The 14,797-nt window shown below is 68.8% G+C and carries 11 protein-coding genes and 1 pseudogene; 2 read left to right on the forward strand and 10 right to left on the reverse strand.

The genetic code is table 11. From position 1 onward, the window contains the following. Window positions 1–31 precede the first annotated feature (31 nt). The 10 genes from ABCS02_RS31900 to chvE all read right to left on the reverse strand — a co-directional run bounded on the left by ABCS02_RS31900 (window position 32) and on the right by chvE (window position 12,064). Window positions 32–961: an alpha/beta hydrolase fold domain-containing protein gene (locus ABCS02_RS31900; RefSeq protein ID WP_345839745.1), complete on the reverse strand. Its 930-nt coding sequence runs from the start codon at window positions 959–961 to the stop codon at window positions 32–34. 11 nt (window positions 962–972) lie between these two features. Continuing rightward, the gene (locus ABCS02_RS31905; RefSeq protein ID WP_345839746.1) at window positions 973–2,454 is read right to left on the reverse strand and encodes a DUF6379 domain-containing protein; all 1,482 of its coding nucleotides are present in this window, start codon (window positions 2,452–2,454) and stop codon (window positions 973–975) included. A 3-nt stretch (window positions 2,455–2,457) separates the two neighbouring features. Then, complete coding sequence (locus ABCS02_RS31910) at window positions 2,458–3,408, reverse strand: TIM barrel protein (protein WP_345839747.1); 951 nt, start codon at window positions 3,406–3,408, stop codon at window positions 2,458–2,460. After that, window positions 3,405–3,806 (reverse strand): DUF6379 domain-containing protein, encoded by a 402-nt coding sequence (locus tag ABCS02_RS31915; protein WP_345839748.1) that lies wholly within the window; start codon window positions 3,804–3,806, stop codon window positions 3,405–3,407. Before ABCS02_RS31915 ends, ABCS02_RS31910 begins: the two co-directional genes overlap by 4 nt. A 24-nt stretch (window positions 3,807–3,830) precedes the next feature. Next, window positions 3,831–5,423: a GMC oxidoreductase gene (locus tag ABCS02_RS31920; protein WP_345839749.1), complete on the reverse strand. Its 1,593-nt coding sequence runs from the start codon at window positions 5,421–5,423 to the stop codon at window positions 3,831–3,833. A gap of 36 nt (window positions 5,424–5,459) precedes the next feature. Continuing rightward, window positions 5,460–6,956 (reverse strand): MDR family MFS transporter, encoded by a 1,497-nt coding sequence (locus ABCS02_RS31925; protein WP_345839750.1) that lies wholly within the window; start codon window positions 6,954–6,956, stop codon window positions 5,460–5,462. Window positions 6,957–7,141: 185 nt separating this feature from the next. Further along, the gene (locus tag ABCS02_RS31930) at window positions 7,142–7,843 is read right to left on the reverse strand and encodes a hypothetical protein (RefSeq protein WP_345839751.1); all 702 of its coding nucleotides are present in this window, start codon (window positions 7,841–7,843) and stop codon (window positions 7,142–7,144) included. Window positions 7,844–8,193: 350 nt separating this feature from the next. After that, complete coding sequence (mmsB, locus tag ABCS02_RS31935) at window positions 8,194–9,369, reverse strand: multiple monosaccharide ABC transporter permease (RefSeq protein ID WP_345839752.1); 1,176 nt, start codon at window positions 9,367–9,369, stop codon at window positions 8,194–8,196. Next, window positions 9,366–10,910, reverse strand: a complete 1,545-nt coding sequence (gene mmsA, locus ABCS02_RS31940) for a multiple monosaccharide ABC transporter ATP-binding protein (protein WP_345839753.1) — start codon at window positions 10,908–10,910, stop codon at window positions 9,366–9,368. The genes mmsB and mmsA overlap by 4 nt, the downstream gene beginning before the upstream one ends. A gap of 77 nt (window positions 10,911–10,987) precedes the next feature. Next, complete coding sequence (chvE, locus tag ABCS02_RS31945) at window positions 10,988–12,064, reverse strand: multiple monosaccharide ABC transporter substrate-binding protein (protein WP_345839758.1); 1,077 nt, start codon at window positions 12,062–12,064, stop codon at window positions 10,988–10,990. A 368-nt stretch (window positions 12,065–12,432) separates the two neighbouring features. Between chvE and ABCS02_RS31950 the strand changes: the two genes are divergently transcribed. Both ABCS02_RS31950 and ABCS02_RS31955 read left to right on the forward strand, forming a co-directional pair. Then, window positions 12,433–13,458, forward strand: coding sequence for a LacI family DNA-binding transcriptional regulator (locus tag ABCS02_RS31950; protein WP_345839754.1), 1,026 nt, complete (start codon window positions 12,433–12,435; stop codon window positions 13,456–13,458). A 104-nt stretch (window positions 13,459–13,562) separates the two neighbouring features. Further along, window positions 13,563–14,749: pseudogene (locus ABCS02_RS31955) on the forward strand (IS481 family transposase). Window positions 14,750–14,797: the final 48 nt, after the last annotated feature.

Here is a 14,797-nt window from a genome sequence, read left to right on the forward strand (position 1 = left end):
AGGGGCACGTAAACGCCCCTAAAACGCACTTTTAGGGGCGTTTACGCGCCCTTCGATCACTGATCCAGGCCACGATCGCGGTGAGGGTGCGTGTTGCGGCGGGGTGGGAGGGCTCGTTTATGTGGGCGTGGTCGGCGTCCGGCTCCAGGTGGAGGGTGCTGTCGCGGCCCGCGGCCATGAGCCGGCGTGCGAAGGCCTCACCGGAGGGGCGCAAGCCGTCCTGCTCGCAGACGACCACGAGGGTGGGCGGGAAGCCGCCGACCGAGCCGAGGCCCGGGAACGCGTGCGGGTCGTGCAACGCCTCCCGAGACCCAGCGAAGTTCAGCGAGAGCTGCGCGAACGGCGACTCCGGGTCCGGCGCCTCGCCGGGACGGGCGCCGTCCGGGTCGAGCGCCGGGTAGACCAGCACGAGACCCGCGGGCAGCGCCTCCCCCGCGTCCCGCAGCCGCGCCACGGCGCCCGCGGTGAGGTTGCCTCCCGCGCTCGCACCGCCGAGCAGCAGGGCGCCCGGCTCGACGCCGAGCAGCTCCGCGCTGTTCGCCCGGGCGTACCGCCACGCGGCGATCACGTCGTCGGACGGCGCGGGATAGTGCACGTCGCCGAGGCACTTCACGTAGTCGACGGCGAGCACCGGGATGCCCTGCGCGGCGAGCTCCAGCGCGACCCAGTTCGACTCCGGCATGTCGAGATGCCCACCGATGAACGCACCGCCGTGAACCCACACCAGCGCGGCTCCCGCGTGCGCCACGGTGTCGTCCCGGTACAGACGTGTCGGCTGCCGGCCGCTGGGCGCGTTCACGACCAGCTCGCGGGCACGCACGTGCGCGAGCCGCGGGAATCGCCGTCGCAGCGACGCGGTGTCGATGTCCGGGCGCGGGTCGGCCGGCTCCCCGTGCTCGCGCAGCCGTGCGATCGCCTCCGACAGCGGCAGCGTGCGGAGGTCGGGTTCGGTGTCCGTCATTCGGGCGCCCCCTACCGGCCCGCGGTCTGCAGCGACCGCATGCTCGCCCGGATGAGGTCGTGCTGGCGGCGCACGAGGAGGAGCGGGTCGACCTCGCCCAGCTCGGCGAAGGCGTGCCCCTCCCACTCGCTCGACCAGTACCCGCGGTAGCCGCCCTCCACGAACACCCGTACCAGTTCCGGGTAGTCGATCGCGGGCTCCTGGCCGTTCTCGTCGATGTCGTAGAACTTGGCGTGCACGTGCAGGATCTGCGGCATGATGTCCGCCCACTCGCGTGGGTCGACGTGCCCGTGCATGTTGAACGCGAGATGGGCGAACGAGCCGAGGCGTCCCGGGTCGAAGCCGCGGCTGTTCAGGTAGCCGATGAACTCCTGCTGGCGGTCCCGCATCGACGCGTCCGTCGCCCAGATCTCCTGCAGCCGCAGCACCTCCTCGTCGCCGAGCCCCGCACGCCGCACGGCCCGCAGGAGCGTCGGCGACATGCTGTGCATGGTCGAGGAGAAGTCGGCGACGAAGCCGAGCAGCGGCGAGTCGAGCTCGGCGTAGACGTCCCGCACCTTCAGGATCTCGGGCGAGTTCGGCCCCATCGGCGCGTGGATCTCGTACGCGAGCTTCAAGTCGAGGTCCTCGGCGACGGGCAGCAGGCGACGCAGCAGCTCGGGCTTGGCCGACTGGATGCGCACGAGCGGGAAGCCGAGCCGCTTCGCGCCCTGGAAGAGCAGCTCGCTGAACTCGAACTCCTCGTCGGGCGTCATGTCGCGGTCGCGGCGCCTGCCCATGTCGAGGTTCGCGCCGAACGAGCTGGCGTCGAATCCGTGCCGGTCGAACGCCTCCCGCCAGGTCGCCACGAACTCGTCGGAGACGACCGGGTACGTCGGCAGCACCTGGGAGGCGACGATCTCGATGCCCGGGCCGATCCCCAGCTCGGCCACGCGGTCGAGGAGGCCGTCGAAGTCGAACCAGCCCGCCCGGAACTCGGCACTGGCCGAGTAGAGCGTCAGACCGAGCTTGAACGGGTCGGCCTCGGTCGCCTCCGGCGCCAGCGGCACATCGGTGACGAGCGCGGGCGGCGCGGCGTCGTGGTCGGTCGCCGTGAGCGTCAGACGCTGGTGCACGACGTTCGGCACGTAGAGCCCCGGGCCGCCGTCCTCCCCCGGCTTGATCTGCATGTACGGCAGCCGCAGCTCCCCGTGCAGCTCGACCTCGTGCGTCTCGCCCGGCTCGACGGGCTCGTCCCGCCGCACGATGAGCAGCGGGTGCGACTGCAGGTACCAGAGCACGTCGCTCTGCTGCGGGAGGTCGGCGATGCGGTAGCGCACACCGTCGAGCTCGAACGCGAGGTCCTCCTCCGGCACCGCCGCGCCGTCGAGCGTCAGCCGGATCGTCGTGACCGACGACAGCCAGAGGCTGCGGTACCAGGGGATGGTGAGGGCGAGGGCAGCGCCCTCCGGGTGGACGCGCAGGCTCGCGGCGTCGATGAGTCCGTTGGGCATGGGTCAGTTCCTGTCTGCGAGCGCGGTGACAGCGGCACTGTCGGCGGCCGCGCGCTCCGCGGCGATGGTGCGGATGAGCGCGTGCTGGCGGCGCAGCTGGTCGGGCGCGCGGTAGGGCTCGTGGTGGCCCTCGTACTCGCTCGACAGCCAGCCGGTGTAGCCGGAGTCCACGACCACGTCGATGATCTCCCGCCAGGGGATGTAGTGGTCGACCAGCTCGTCGTCCACCTCGTAGAACTTGGCCTGGAAGTACACGGTGTGCTCCATGACGTCGGCCAGGTCGGAGACCGGCACGAACGGCACCACCGGCGGCCGGGCGGAGCCGTCGCCCATGCGGAAGGAGGCGCTGCCTCCGCGCCGCGGGTACGGCGACAGCTCGAAGACGCCCGTGTCGATGAGCAGGCCGAAGTGGTCGGAGCCGGTGCGCTCCTTGAACTCCAGGTACTCCTCCACGACGGACGACTTGATGATCGTCGGCCAGTGGATCTCCGGGCAGACCACGATGTCGAGGTCGGCGGCGAGCTGGAGGTTGCGCTCCACGGCCTCCTGCCAGATCGGGTCGACCCGGAGGTCCTCCGAGATGACGCCGATCTTGGGCCGCACGAACGAGAAGCCGAGCCGGGCGGCCAGCCGGAGGTCGAGCTCCAGCTGCGCGGCGCCCTCCGCTGCGGTCATGCCACGGCCCGGGAAGCGGCGCGTGTCGATCCACGACCCGTACAGGGTCGGGGTCAGGCCCAGCCGCTCGTTGCGGGCGTACCAGGCGTCGATCCACGCTGTCGACGGGTTCGGGTAGTCCTCGATGTGGCCCTCGCCGAGGATCTCGAGGCCTGTGGCGCCGAGGTCGGCGACGTCGGCGATGCAGTCCTCGACGGTCATGGTGACCCCGATATCGTCCGTGTAGCTGTAGAGCGAGACGCCGAGGCCGAAGGGGAGGTCGTCGGTGGTGGTGGTCACTTGACGATCACCGCCTTCCGCGACGCGGTCCAGATCGAGGGCTGGAGCTCCTCCGGGATGTACGACATCCGCAGCCGCAGCTCCAGGGTGACGTCGTGGATGCCCCGGGCGAGACCGCCGTCACGCGGGACGGTCAGCGTGGCGGCGTGGCCGAGCGGCCAGCGGGCGTCGGCCGCCTCCTGAAGCTCGGCGAAGGAGAAGTCCCCCGCGGGCAGCGTCCAGCGGATGCCGTCGCCGTCGAACCGCTCGCCGTCGACGGTCACCGTCGGCTTCTCGATGAGGTTCGCCCAGAGCCCGCGGTAGTACGGGCTGCGGACGCGCAGCTGGAACCCGGTGCGCGCGCCCTCCGGCCCGACGTTGCGGAACCCCGCCGTCTGAATGAGTTGTTCTTCGAGCATCCGTCCTCCTGTTTCGGTGCTTCGTCAGTTCCGTGCTTCGGCGACGGCCGGCGCGGTCAGTCGCGCCGCAGCCGCCCGCGCGCCGCGGACGGCGATCGCGACGCTCATCAGCGTGGGGTTCATCGTCGTCGCCGTCGGGATCAGCGCGTTGCCGCCGACGACGAGGTTCTCGAACCCCCACACGCGCGAGTACGGATCGGCGACCGAGGTTCCGTCGTCCTCCGCGCCGAGCCGCATCGTGCCCTGGTAGTGGAGGCTGGAGCCGTTCGGCAGCAGCCGCGGCTCGGCCACGAACGTCCCGAGGGCGTTTCCGGCCCGGCGCAGGCGCTCGGTGGCCTCCGCGATCTCGGCCTGCTCGCCGTCGGTCAGCTCGTACGTGATCGTCGGGGTCGGGAAGCCGCGGTAGTCGGGCTCGCCGTCGTCGAACGTGACCGCGTCCTCGAAGCGCGGCCGCTTGCGCATCCCGTAGCCCATGTTGACGTAGCCCCAGCGGTTGCCCGCGGCCGGGTGGGCGGGGTCGAGCTGGAACGGCGGGTTCTCCGCGTACATCACCTGCAGTGAGAACGGATGGTCCGGCTCCGAGAAGGGGATGCGGTTGACGGCGGCGACCGGGTCGGCCGGGTTCGTGGCGCGGCGGGCGAGCTCGCGGTCGAGCTCCTCCTCCGTCGCGAACCGCCTCATGCTGTCGGCGTCGAGTGCGACCGTCGAGATCACGACCGGGTGCTCGGTCAGGTAGTGGCCGAGGGCGCGGGGGCGGATGCCGGAGGCCCACAGCAGCTGGGGAGAGCGGAACGCGTCGGCCGCGACGACGACGAGGTCGGCCTCCACCGAATACACCTCGTGGCTGCGCAGGTCTTCGACCGTGACCCCGGTGACCCGCACGTCGGTGTGGTCGACGCTGCGGACAAGGGAGAGGTCGCGCAGCTCGAACCGCTCGGCGAGCGCGTTCGCGGGGTCGAGCAGCGGCCCGAGCACCACGTCCGCGCCCGCCCAGCGCATCGTGCCGTCGGGCTGCGGGTCGCCGGAGACCGGGAGGGTGCCGGGGCCGTAGCCCTCCGGCAGCTCGCTCGCGAACTCCTCGGCGAGCAGCGACCGGATGGCCGTGCCGATCTCCGAGTCGGCGAAGGCCGCGGTCTGCACGTGCAGCAGCCGGGACGCCTCCGCGATCAGCTCGTCCCACTCGGCGTCGGCGATGAACGGGATGCGCTCGCTGAACGACGGGCTCGGCGTCGCGCAGGTCCAGTGCGCGCCCATCCCGCCCACGTTGGTGGAGGCCGCGGCCGCCGGGAAGCTCGGCGCGTGCGCGGAGCCCGCGCCGCCGAAGTCGAGCAGGTGCGTGCCTCCCCTGGCGGTGAACATGCCCTCCACGACGACCGACCCCGGGATGCCCAGCGACTCGCGGAACGCGCCCGCCTGCGGGCCCTGCGACCGCTCCCGCGCCCGCTCCTTCTCCTGCGGGTCGGGGATGTTGCGCACGTTCTCGCCGGCGACCGCGGTCAACTGGGGGCCGGCCTCGAACATCACGACGCGCGCGTCGGGCGCGGCCTCGAGGAGCAGCCGGGCGTACGCGGATCCGATGGGCCCGCTGCCGACGACGGCGATGGTCTGGGTGGTCATGCTGCTCTCCTCCGGGTGTTGCCGGTCGTGGTCGCCTCAGGCGGCGGGGATGGTCTCGGTCGGGGCCGCGCGGAGCGGGCCGGGTTCGTCGGACAGCCGGCTGTTCGGCAGCAGGATGGACGCGACCACCCCGACGAGGTAGGTCGCGGCGAGCGCCACGAAGATCGGGACGAAGACGCTCTGGTAGACCAGCGCCACCTGCTGCTGCTCCGCGACGCTCTGCGCGCGGACGATCGCCGGGGTGAGCGTCGCCGGGTCGAGCCCGGCCGGGAGCAGGGCCACGACGCTCGCGCCGATGATCCCGCCGACCAGCGCCGTCGCCACGGTCGCGCCGACCTGGCGCACCAGGTTGACGCTCGCGGTGATCGTGCCGGTCTCCGCGCGCGGCACCGCGCTCTGCACGACCGCGACGATCAGGCTCATGAACGCGCCGGTGCCGAGTCCGACCACGGCCATCGCGACCACGGGCGCCCACAGCGGCGCGCCCGCCGGCAGCAGGGCCATCGCCCCGAGGCCCGCGGCGCCGAGCGCGGTGCCGATGAGCGGGTACAGCCGGTAGTGGCCCGTGCGGCTCACCAGCCAGCCCGTCGCCAGGTTGCTGACCAGCATCCCGAACACCGTGGCGATCGGCACGAGGCCGGAGACCGTGGCGGAGGTGCGGTACGCCATCTGGAAGTACGTGGGCAGGTAGGACGTGATCGAGAACAGCCCGACCCCCACGATCGCCGAGATCACGGTGCCCGCGGCCACGGTGCGGTCGCGGAAGTGGCCGAGCGGGACGAGCGGCTCCGCGACCCGGGACTCCACGACGAAGAAGACCACCAGCGCGGCGAGCGCGACGGCGAACGCGACGACGGCCGCGACCGTCTGCGAGCGGTCGCCCACCCAGGTCGCGGCGAGCACGAGCGCGACCAGCCCGACGGTGAGCGCGACCGCGCCGCCGACGTCGAACCTCCCGGACCGGCCGGGCTCGATGTGCGGGACGGCGACGACCGCGAGGGCGAGGGCGAGGATCCCGACCGGGGCGTTGATCCAGAACACCCACGGCCATCCCCAGTAGTCGGTGATGACGCCACCGAGCACCGGCCCGACGAGGATCGCGACCGGGAAGGCCGCCCCGATGATCGCCAGGTACTTGGGCCGCTGCCGCGGCGTCGTGACCTCGGCGATGATCGTCTGCGACATCAGCTGGAGGCCGGCCGAGCTCATCCCCTGGATCACGCGGGCGACGATCAGCCAGACGAACCCGCCGGCGAAGCCGCAGGCGACCGAGGTGAGGACGAACACGGCGACCGAGGCGAGGAACACCGCCCGCGGCCCGATCCGGTCGCCCAGCTTGCCGAGCACCGGCAGAAGGACCGTGCTGGCGAGCGTGTAGCCCACGACGATCCAGGCCATCTGCTCCAGCGCGCCGAGCTGCCCGGCGACGGTCGCGATCGCGGTGCTGACCACGGTGTTGTCGAGCGCCCCGAGGAAGGACACGGCGAGAAGGGAGCTGACGAGGAGGCGGAGCCTCAAAGGCGAGAGCGGCATACGCGAGACCCGAACGATCGGGTGATCGACGCGACGGTTTGTGCCCTCCCCGCAACGTCACGGTGAGGAACGGGCCAGGGCCCCGACGTCATGGTTAGTCTATGACACTCTTTGGTTGTTTTTCAACCTAAGTCATGGATCGAAGGAGAGGTCGCTCCACAACGACCCCTCCTTCGCGAGCGCTGTCAGTTCTGGAAGACTGCCTCGTCGTAGCCGAACCCGGGGCTGATGTCGAGAACGAGCTTGCTCGGGTCTGCGACGGAGAAAGCTGTCACGAACGTGATCGACTGCCCGGCGGGGACCGCCGTCGTCGGCGCCAGACCGACCTTGTTCCCGATGTCGGTGATGCTGCTTGCCTCGGTGCCGTTCGAGGACACGGTGGGGTAGAGCAGGGGGTCGTAGTTCTTCGTCGTGCCGTTCTTCAGCGTGATGGTGAACTGGATGTTCGCAGCCTGGTCAGCGCCGGCGGCGGAATCCGAGGGTGTGTATGGGGTCGGCGCTGAGACGGTGATCGCCAGACCGTCCTTGTACGTGACTGTGTCCCCGAACGAGTAGTTCGTGCTGGCTGCCGGAGCCGCCGAAGCCGCGTCGGAGGCGGCGGCAGAGGCCGGCGCGGACGGCGCCGAACTCGTCACGGGCTTCGAGATCGAGTCGTTCACGGCCGTGACGAATGCTGCCGCGTAGACGACGATCATGATGATCGAGAGCACTCCTGCGACGAATGAGATGGCGCTTCCGGAAATGGCGAGCGGCTTGCTCGCACGTTTCTGGAAGATGGCGACGACACCGAGCACGAGTCCGACGAGAGCGACGAAGGCGCCGACTGTGTTGATGGCTGGGATGAATGCCAGGACGAACGCCACGATGCCGAGAACCAGCGAGGTCACTGCGAGGCCATTCGTGCGACCGCTCGGAGCGGGAGAAAGGGAAGTCGAATAGGGCCCCGGCGCGGTCAGGGGGTCATGCGCGGCGTCGGCGGACTGTGGGGCGTTGGACGCGGACTGTGGGGCTTCGGGCGTGGACTGTGTCGGATCACTCATAATTCCCAATGCTGGCCAAAGACTGAGGAAACCGTGATCCCCAATAGTGGTGATATGTGCACACCCGCAACTAGGTCCACGTGGACGCCCACCGAATGGTTGCCCGGCTCTGATTAGGACGGTCGCTATCGCGGGGCTGACCACCGCGTGAGCGTGGCGGGGGAAGCGGACCTTCGCATCCCTCGCCACGCGGGCTCTCACGAACCGACCGACCTCCGCTTGTTGAACACGTCGAAGGCGACGGCCGCGAGCAGCACGAGGCCCTTGATGAGCTGCTGGTAGTCGCTGTCCACACCGAGGATCGACATGCCGTTGTTGAGCACACCGATGATGAGGCCGCCGATGATCGCGCCGGGGACCGTTCCGATGCCTCCGGTGACGGCCGCGCCGCCGATGAAGACCGCGGAGATGGCGTCCAGTTCGAAGCCGTTTCCGGCGCTCGGGCTGGCCAGGTTGAGGCCCGCGGTGAAGACCAGGCCGGCGATGGCCGAGATGACGCCCATGTTGATGAACAGCAGGAAGGTCACCCGCTTCGTCTTCACACCCGAGAGTGCGGCTGCGGCCAGGTTGCCGCCGATCGCGTAGATGTGCCGGCCGAAGACCGAGCGGTTCATCACCGCCGTGTAGCCGACGACGAGCACGCCGAGGATGATGAGCACGATCGGCGTCCCGTTGTAGCTGGCGAGCAGCAGCGTCACGGTGAGCACCAGCGCGACCAGGAACAGCAGCTTCAGGATGAACCACCACAGCGGCTCGTCCTCCAGGTCGTACTTGCGGCGCACCAGCCGCTGGCGCACCGAGGTGGCGACGATCGCGGCGGCGGCGAGCAGCCCGAGGATGAGGGTGAGCGGCTCGTACCCGGAGGTCCCGAACGCCGGGAGGAATCCGGAGCCGATCGAGCGGAACTCCTTCGGGAAGAACGAGATCTGCTGGTTGCCCAGCGCGATCTGGGCGGCGCCGCGGAAGACGAGCATGCCCGCGAGGGTGACGATGAAGGCGGGGATGCCGAAGTAGGCGACCCAGTATCCCTGCCACGCGCCGACCAGGGCGCCGAGGACGAGGCAGAACACCACGGCGAGCGGCCACGGCAGGTGCCATTGCGAGATCATCACTCCGGCCATCGCGCCGATGAAGGCGACGACACTGCCGACCGAGAGGTCGATGTGCCCGGCGATGATGATCATCACCATGCCGACGGCCAGGATCAGGATGTAGCTGTTCTGGACGATGAGGTTCGTGACGTTGATCGGCGCGAGCGTGATGCCGGCGGTCGTGATCTGGAAGAACAGCACGATCACAATCAGCGCGATGAAGAGGCCGATCTGTCGGAGCTGGCCCGTCAGGTAGCTGACGGCGTTCGTGAGCGGTTTCATTCTGTGGTCTTCTCGCGTTCCTGGGTCATGAATTGCATAAGGTATTCGGCGGTTGCCTTCTCGCGCGGGACGTCGGCGGTGATCCGGCCCTCGCTCAGGGTGTAGATGCGGTCGCAGATGCCGAGCAGCTCGGGCAGCTCGGAGGAGATGACGATGATCCCCTTCCCGGCGTCGGCGAGGCGGTCGATGATCGTGTAGATCTCGTACTTCGCGCCCACATCGATGCCGCGGGTGGGCTCATCGAGGATCAGCACGTCCGGGTCGGCGTACATCCACTTGGAGAGCACGACCTTCTGCTGGTTGCCGCCGGACAGCTTGCCGGTGAGCGTCGAGACGTTCGGGGTCTTGATGTTCATCGTCTTGCGGTAGCCCTCCGCGACGATCCGCTCCTTGTGCTCGTTGACGAACTTGAGCCAGTCGACGAGCTTGTCCAGCGCCGCGATCGAGATGTTGCGCTGGATGTCGTCGATCAGGTTCAGCCCGTAGTGCTTGCGGTCCTCCGTCGAGTAGGCGATGCCGTGCTCGATCGCCTTGGACACCGTGTTCACCGAGATCGGCTCGCCGCGCTTGTAGACCTGACCGCTGATGTCGACGCCGTAACTGCGGCCGAAGACGCTCATCGCCAGCTCCGTGCGACCGGCGCCCATGAGCCCGGCGATGCCGACGATCTCCCCCGCGCGCACGTTGAGGTTCGCGCCGTCGACCACCTTGCGGCTGCGGTCGAGCGGGTGATGGACCGTCCAGTCCTCGATGCGGAGGAGCTCCTCGCCGATGTGCGGCACGTGGTCGGGGAACCGGCTGGCGACGTCGCGGCCCACCATCCCCTTGATGATGCGGTCCTCGCTGGCGCCGTCGCCGCGCATCTCCAGCGTCTCGATGGTGCGCCCGTCGCGGATGATCGTGACGCGGTCGGCGATCGCTTTGATCTCGTTGAGCTTGTGGCTGATGATGATCGACGTGATCCCGTGGCTCTGGAGCTGACGGATCAGGTCGAGCAGGTGAGCGGAGTCGTCGTCGTTCAGAGCGGCCGTCGGCTCGTCGAGGATCAGGATCTTCACCTCCTTGGAGAGCGCCTTCGCGATCTCCACGAGCTGCTGCTTGCCGACCCCGATGTCTTTGATCTTGGTGATCGGGTTGTCGTGCAGCCCCACCCGGGCGAGCAGCTTCCCGGCCTCGAGGTTGGTCTCGTTCCAGTCGATCCAGCCGCCGCGCTCACGCTCGTTGCCGAGGTAGATGTTCTCGGCGATGGACAGGTACGGCGAGAGTGCGAGCTCCTGGTGGATGATCACGATGCCGGCGGCCTCGGAGTCGTTGATCGACTTGAACTCCACCGGCTCGCCGTTCAGGACGATCTCGCCCTCGAAGCTGCCGTGCGGGTACACCCCGGACAGCACCTTCATCAACGTGGACTTGCCTGCGCCGTTCTCGCCGCAGATGGCGTGGACCGAGCCCTCCTCGATGGAGATCGAGACATCCTGCAGGGCCTTGACCCCGGGGAACGTCTTCGAGATGTTGCGCATCTCGAGAATCGTGTTGGACATTGTCTCCCTTGCTTCGTCGCAGGGCGGGGCGGTCACGTCGAACGGCGTGACCGCCCCGCCTCAGCGGCCGGATCGGACTACTGGAGGTCGGAGGCCTTGTAGTAGCCGCTGTCGACGAGCACCTTCTGGTAGTTGTCCTTGGTCACGACCACGGGCTGGAAGAGGTAGCTCGGCACGACCTTGGTCTTGTTGTCGTAGCTCTTCGTGTCGTTGACCTCGGGCTTCTTGCCGGTGAGGATGTCGTTGGCCATCTTGGCCGCCTCGTTGGCGAGCTGACGGGTGTCCTTGTAGACGGTCGAGTACTGGGTGCCGGCGATGATCTGCTTGACGCTGGCGACCTCGGCGTCCTGACCGGTGATGATCGGGAGCTTCTTGCCGCTGGAGCCGTAGCCCGCGCCCTCCAGCGCGCTCAGGATGCCGTCGGACAGCCCGTCGTAGGGGGACAGGACGCCCTGCACCGCGGCGCCGCCGGAGTACGACTTGGCGATCAGGTCCTGCATGCGGGCCTTCGCCGTCGCCGGGTCCCAGCGCAGGATGGCGACCTGGTTGAAGTTGGTCTGGCCGCTCTTGACGACGAGGGTGCCGTCGGAGATGTACGGCTTGAGGGTGTCCATCGCGCCGTTGAAGAAGAAGGTCGCGTTGTTGTCGTCCGGGCTCCCGGCGAACAGCTCGACGTTGAACGGGCCCTTGGCGCCGGTCTTCTTGCCGTCCGCGTCAAGGACGCCCAGGCCGGTCAGCAGGGAGTTCGCCTGGTAGACGCCGACCTTGTAGTTGTCGAACGAGACGTAGTAGTCGACGTTCTTGTCGCCGGTCAGGAGGCGGTCGTACGAGATGACCTTGATGCCGGCCTTGGCCGCGGCGTCGAGCTGGTCGGTGAGCGAGCCGCCGTCGATGGAGGCGATGATGAGCACCTTGGCGCCCTTGGTGATCATCGTGTTGATCTGCTGCACCTGGGTGGGGATGTCGTTGTTGGCGTACTCCAGATCGACCTTGTAGCCGTTCTTCTCCAGGTCGGACTTGACGGCGTTGCCATCGGCGATCCACCGCTCGGACACCTTGGTCGGCATCGCGACGCCGACGAGGGCCCCCTTGTTGTCGGTGGTGCCGGCTGCGCCCCCGTTGCCGGGCCGGCCTCCGGAGCAGGCGGCGAGCATGACGGCGACACCGAGGGCGACCGCCCCGAGCGCGATTCTGTTCAACTTCACTGTGATTCCCTTCGAGGGTGAGGCGGTCTGCACGCGGGATGCGTGCGGGTACCAGGGCTGGGAGCCGTGCCACGGCCGGGCGTCTGCGCGAGGCGGAAGTCCGAGCTGCTGCTTCGCATCCCGCTTCCTCCTTCAGCGACGTCCTCGTCGTCCGCTAGGCTGCTGTCCGATATATGTGACCGGTCCCAGAACGGGTATGACGTTATGCCTCATCCAGCCTTCGCGTCAAGCAACGCGCCGAAAATGGCCCGCAGCCCTAAAATCGGCAGAGCAGGACGATCCGCCGCGGAACGGCACTGCCCGAGCGCGGAGCGAGCATGACGGACAAGGTCGACAGCGGGGCGGGCAAGCCCCTCTCGATACGCGATGTGGCACGCATCGCGGGCGTCTCGCGGCAGACCGTCTCCCGGGTGCTGAACGGCGAGCGGTACATCAAGCCGTCGACCGAGGAGCATGTCAAGAAGGTCATCGAGGAGCTCGCCTGGCGGCCCAACAGCGCGGCCCGCGCCCTCGCGACGTCACGCTCGAAGGCGATCGGCCTCCTGGTCTCCGCCCGCTCGCACTACGGCCCCTTCAGCGCGGCGGCCGCCGTCGACGAGGCGGCACGCGCCCGCGGCTACGCGATCGTCTCCGCGACGCTGGCGCACGAGGACGAGGCCAGCCTGACGGACGCCCTCGACGCGTTCCTCGCTCAGGGCGTCGACGGGGTGGTCCTGATCGCCCCCCAGCAGCGGGCCCACGAGGCCCTGCGGAAGGTGCCCATCCGGGTGCCGTTCATCAGCTTGCAGTGGCCGGACACACCCGGGGACCGCGCCGTCGCGTTCGACCAGCGCGAGGGTGCGCGGCTCGCGGTGCGGCACCTCATCGAGCTCGGGCACACCCGGATCGTGCACATCGCCGGCCCTCAGGACTGGAACGAGGCGGAGGAACGCATGCGCGGCTACCTCGAGGAGATGTCTCTGCACGACCTCCCGACCGCCCCGCCCGCCCTGGGCGACTGGACAGCCGACACCGGCTACGACCTGGGCATGAAGCTGCTCGGCACGAAAGAGTTCACCGCGGTCTTCGCCTCGAACGACCAGATGGCCCTCGGGCTCATGCACGCCGCCGCGGACCTGGCGCTGGCGGTCCCCCGCGATCTGAGCATCGTCGGCTTCGACGACATCCCGGAGGCGAAGCACTTCGCTCCCCCACTGACGACAGTGCGCCAGGACTTCGCCCAACTGGGCGTCAGCGCGATCGAGCGACTGATCTCCGACATCGAGGGAGGCGTCGAGGCGCCGTCGACGCAATCCACCGCGCCGGAACTGATCGTCCGCGCGAGCACGGCGACGCCGAGCTGATTCTTCGGCTCGTCACATGGCGGAGGGCGTGGTGTCTGGGTTCACGACATAGGCGACAGTTGATAGGTGACACATGAGTCGCGTCATAGGCGACAGTCGCTCTCGTGTCGAAGAACCGGGTCGCCGTTTTGAAGGTCGTTTCCAAGCAGCTCACCGTCTCACCGTCGCCGCGGCGTCGGCTGAGTATGGGATGAGCCGCCAGCATCTACATCGACTCCTTGCCCGTTATCGCCAGGGCGGCTTGGACGCGGTCGAGCCGCGCTCTCGGGCACCACATACCAGCCCGCAGCAGACCGCCCCCGAAGTCAGGGAGCGGGTCGTGCAGCTGCGGCAAGAGCTGATCGGGAACGGGTTGGATGCCGGCCCGGCCACCATCGCATGGCACCTCGAGCACGAGGGCCTACCCGCACCATCCACCTCGACCATCCGGCGCATCCTCCACGAGGCCGGGCTCGTGGTGCCCGAGCCGCGCAAACGACCACGCTCCTCCTATATCCGCTTCCAAGCCGCGCAACCAAACGAGACCTGGCAGTCCGACTTCACCCACTGGCGCCTGGCCGACGGCACCGATATCGAGATCCTGAACTGGCTGGACGACCACTCCCGCTACCTGCTGGCCTGCACCGCCCACCGCCCGGTCACCGGAGACGATGTCGTCGCCATCTTCTTGAACACAACCGAGAACTACGGCGTCCCGGCCTCCACCCTGACCGACAACGGACGCGTTTATACCGCCCGCTTCGGCGGCGGCCGCAACGCCTTCGAATACCTGCTCCCGCTCCTGGGCGTCACCCAGAAGAACGGCTCACCAGGCCACCCGCAAACCCAGGGCAAGATCGAACGCTTCCACCAAACGCAGAAACGGTGGCTCGCAGCCCGCCCCGCCGCCCACGACCTCGCCGAGATGCAAGCCCAGCTCGAAACCTTTCGCGACCACTACAACGAGCAACGCCCCCACCGCGCCCTGAACCGATCAACACCCGGGCAGGCCTACCGGGCAACCCCGAAGGCCCTCCCCGCTGAACCCCGCACCCCTGGCCACTACCGGATCCGCTACGACCACGTCGACCAGCACGGCAAAATCAGCCTCCGCCGCGCCGGCCGCATGCACCACCTCGGCATCGGCGCCGACCACCGCGGCACCCGCGTCCTCGCCCTCGCCGACGACGCCACCATCACCGTCATCGCCCTACACACCGGCGAGGTGCTCTCCACCCACACCATCGACCCCACCCGCAGCTACTGGCGCAACCAACAGAAGGAGCCCGGCCGATGGCCGGGCTCTCTCTGAGTAACCAATGTCGCGACTCATCTGGAACACATGTCCCGACTCATCACA

Source organism: Microbacterium sp. X-17, assembly GCF_039615055.1.

Bases quoted from the DNA above. Each gene is read 5' to 3' on its own strand.
- ABCS02_RS31900 (WP_345839745.1), bottom strand. From the start codon at position 961: ATGACGGACACCGAACCCGACCTCCGCACGCTGCCGCTGTCGGAGGCG.
- ABCS02_RS31905 (WP_345839746.1), bottom strand. From the start codon at position 2,454: ATGCCCAACGGACTCATCGACGCCGCGAGCCTGCGCGTCCACCCGGAG.
- ABCS02_RS31915 (WP_345839748.1), bottom strand. From the start codon at position 3,806: ATGCTCGAAGAACAACTCATTCAGACGGCGGGGTTCCGCAACGTCGGG.
- ABCS02_RS31920 (WP_345839749.1), bottom strand. From the start codon at position 5,423: ATGACCACCCAGACCATCGCCGTCGTCGGCAGCGGGCCCATCGGATCC.
- ABCS02_RS31925 (WP_345839750.1), bottom strand. From the start codon at position 6,956: ATGCCGCTCTCGCCTTTGAGGCTCCGCCTCCTCGTCAGCTCCCTTCTC.
- mmsB (WP_345839752.1), bottom strand. From the start codon at position 9,369: ATGAAACCGCTCACGAACGCCGTCAGCTACCTGACGGGCCAGCTCCGA.
- mmsA (WP_345839753.1), bottom strand. From the start codon at position 10,910: ATGTCCAACACGATTCTCGAGATGCGCAACATCTCGAAGACGTTCCCC.
- chvE (WP_345839758.1), bottom strand. From the start codon at position 12,064: ATGCTCGCCGCCTGCTCCGGAGGCCGGCCCGGCAACGGGGGCGCAGCC.
- ABCS02_RS31950 (WP_345839754.1), top strand. From the start codon at position 12,433: ATGACGGACAAGGTCGACAGCGGGGCGGGCAAGCCCCTCTCGATACGC.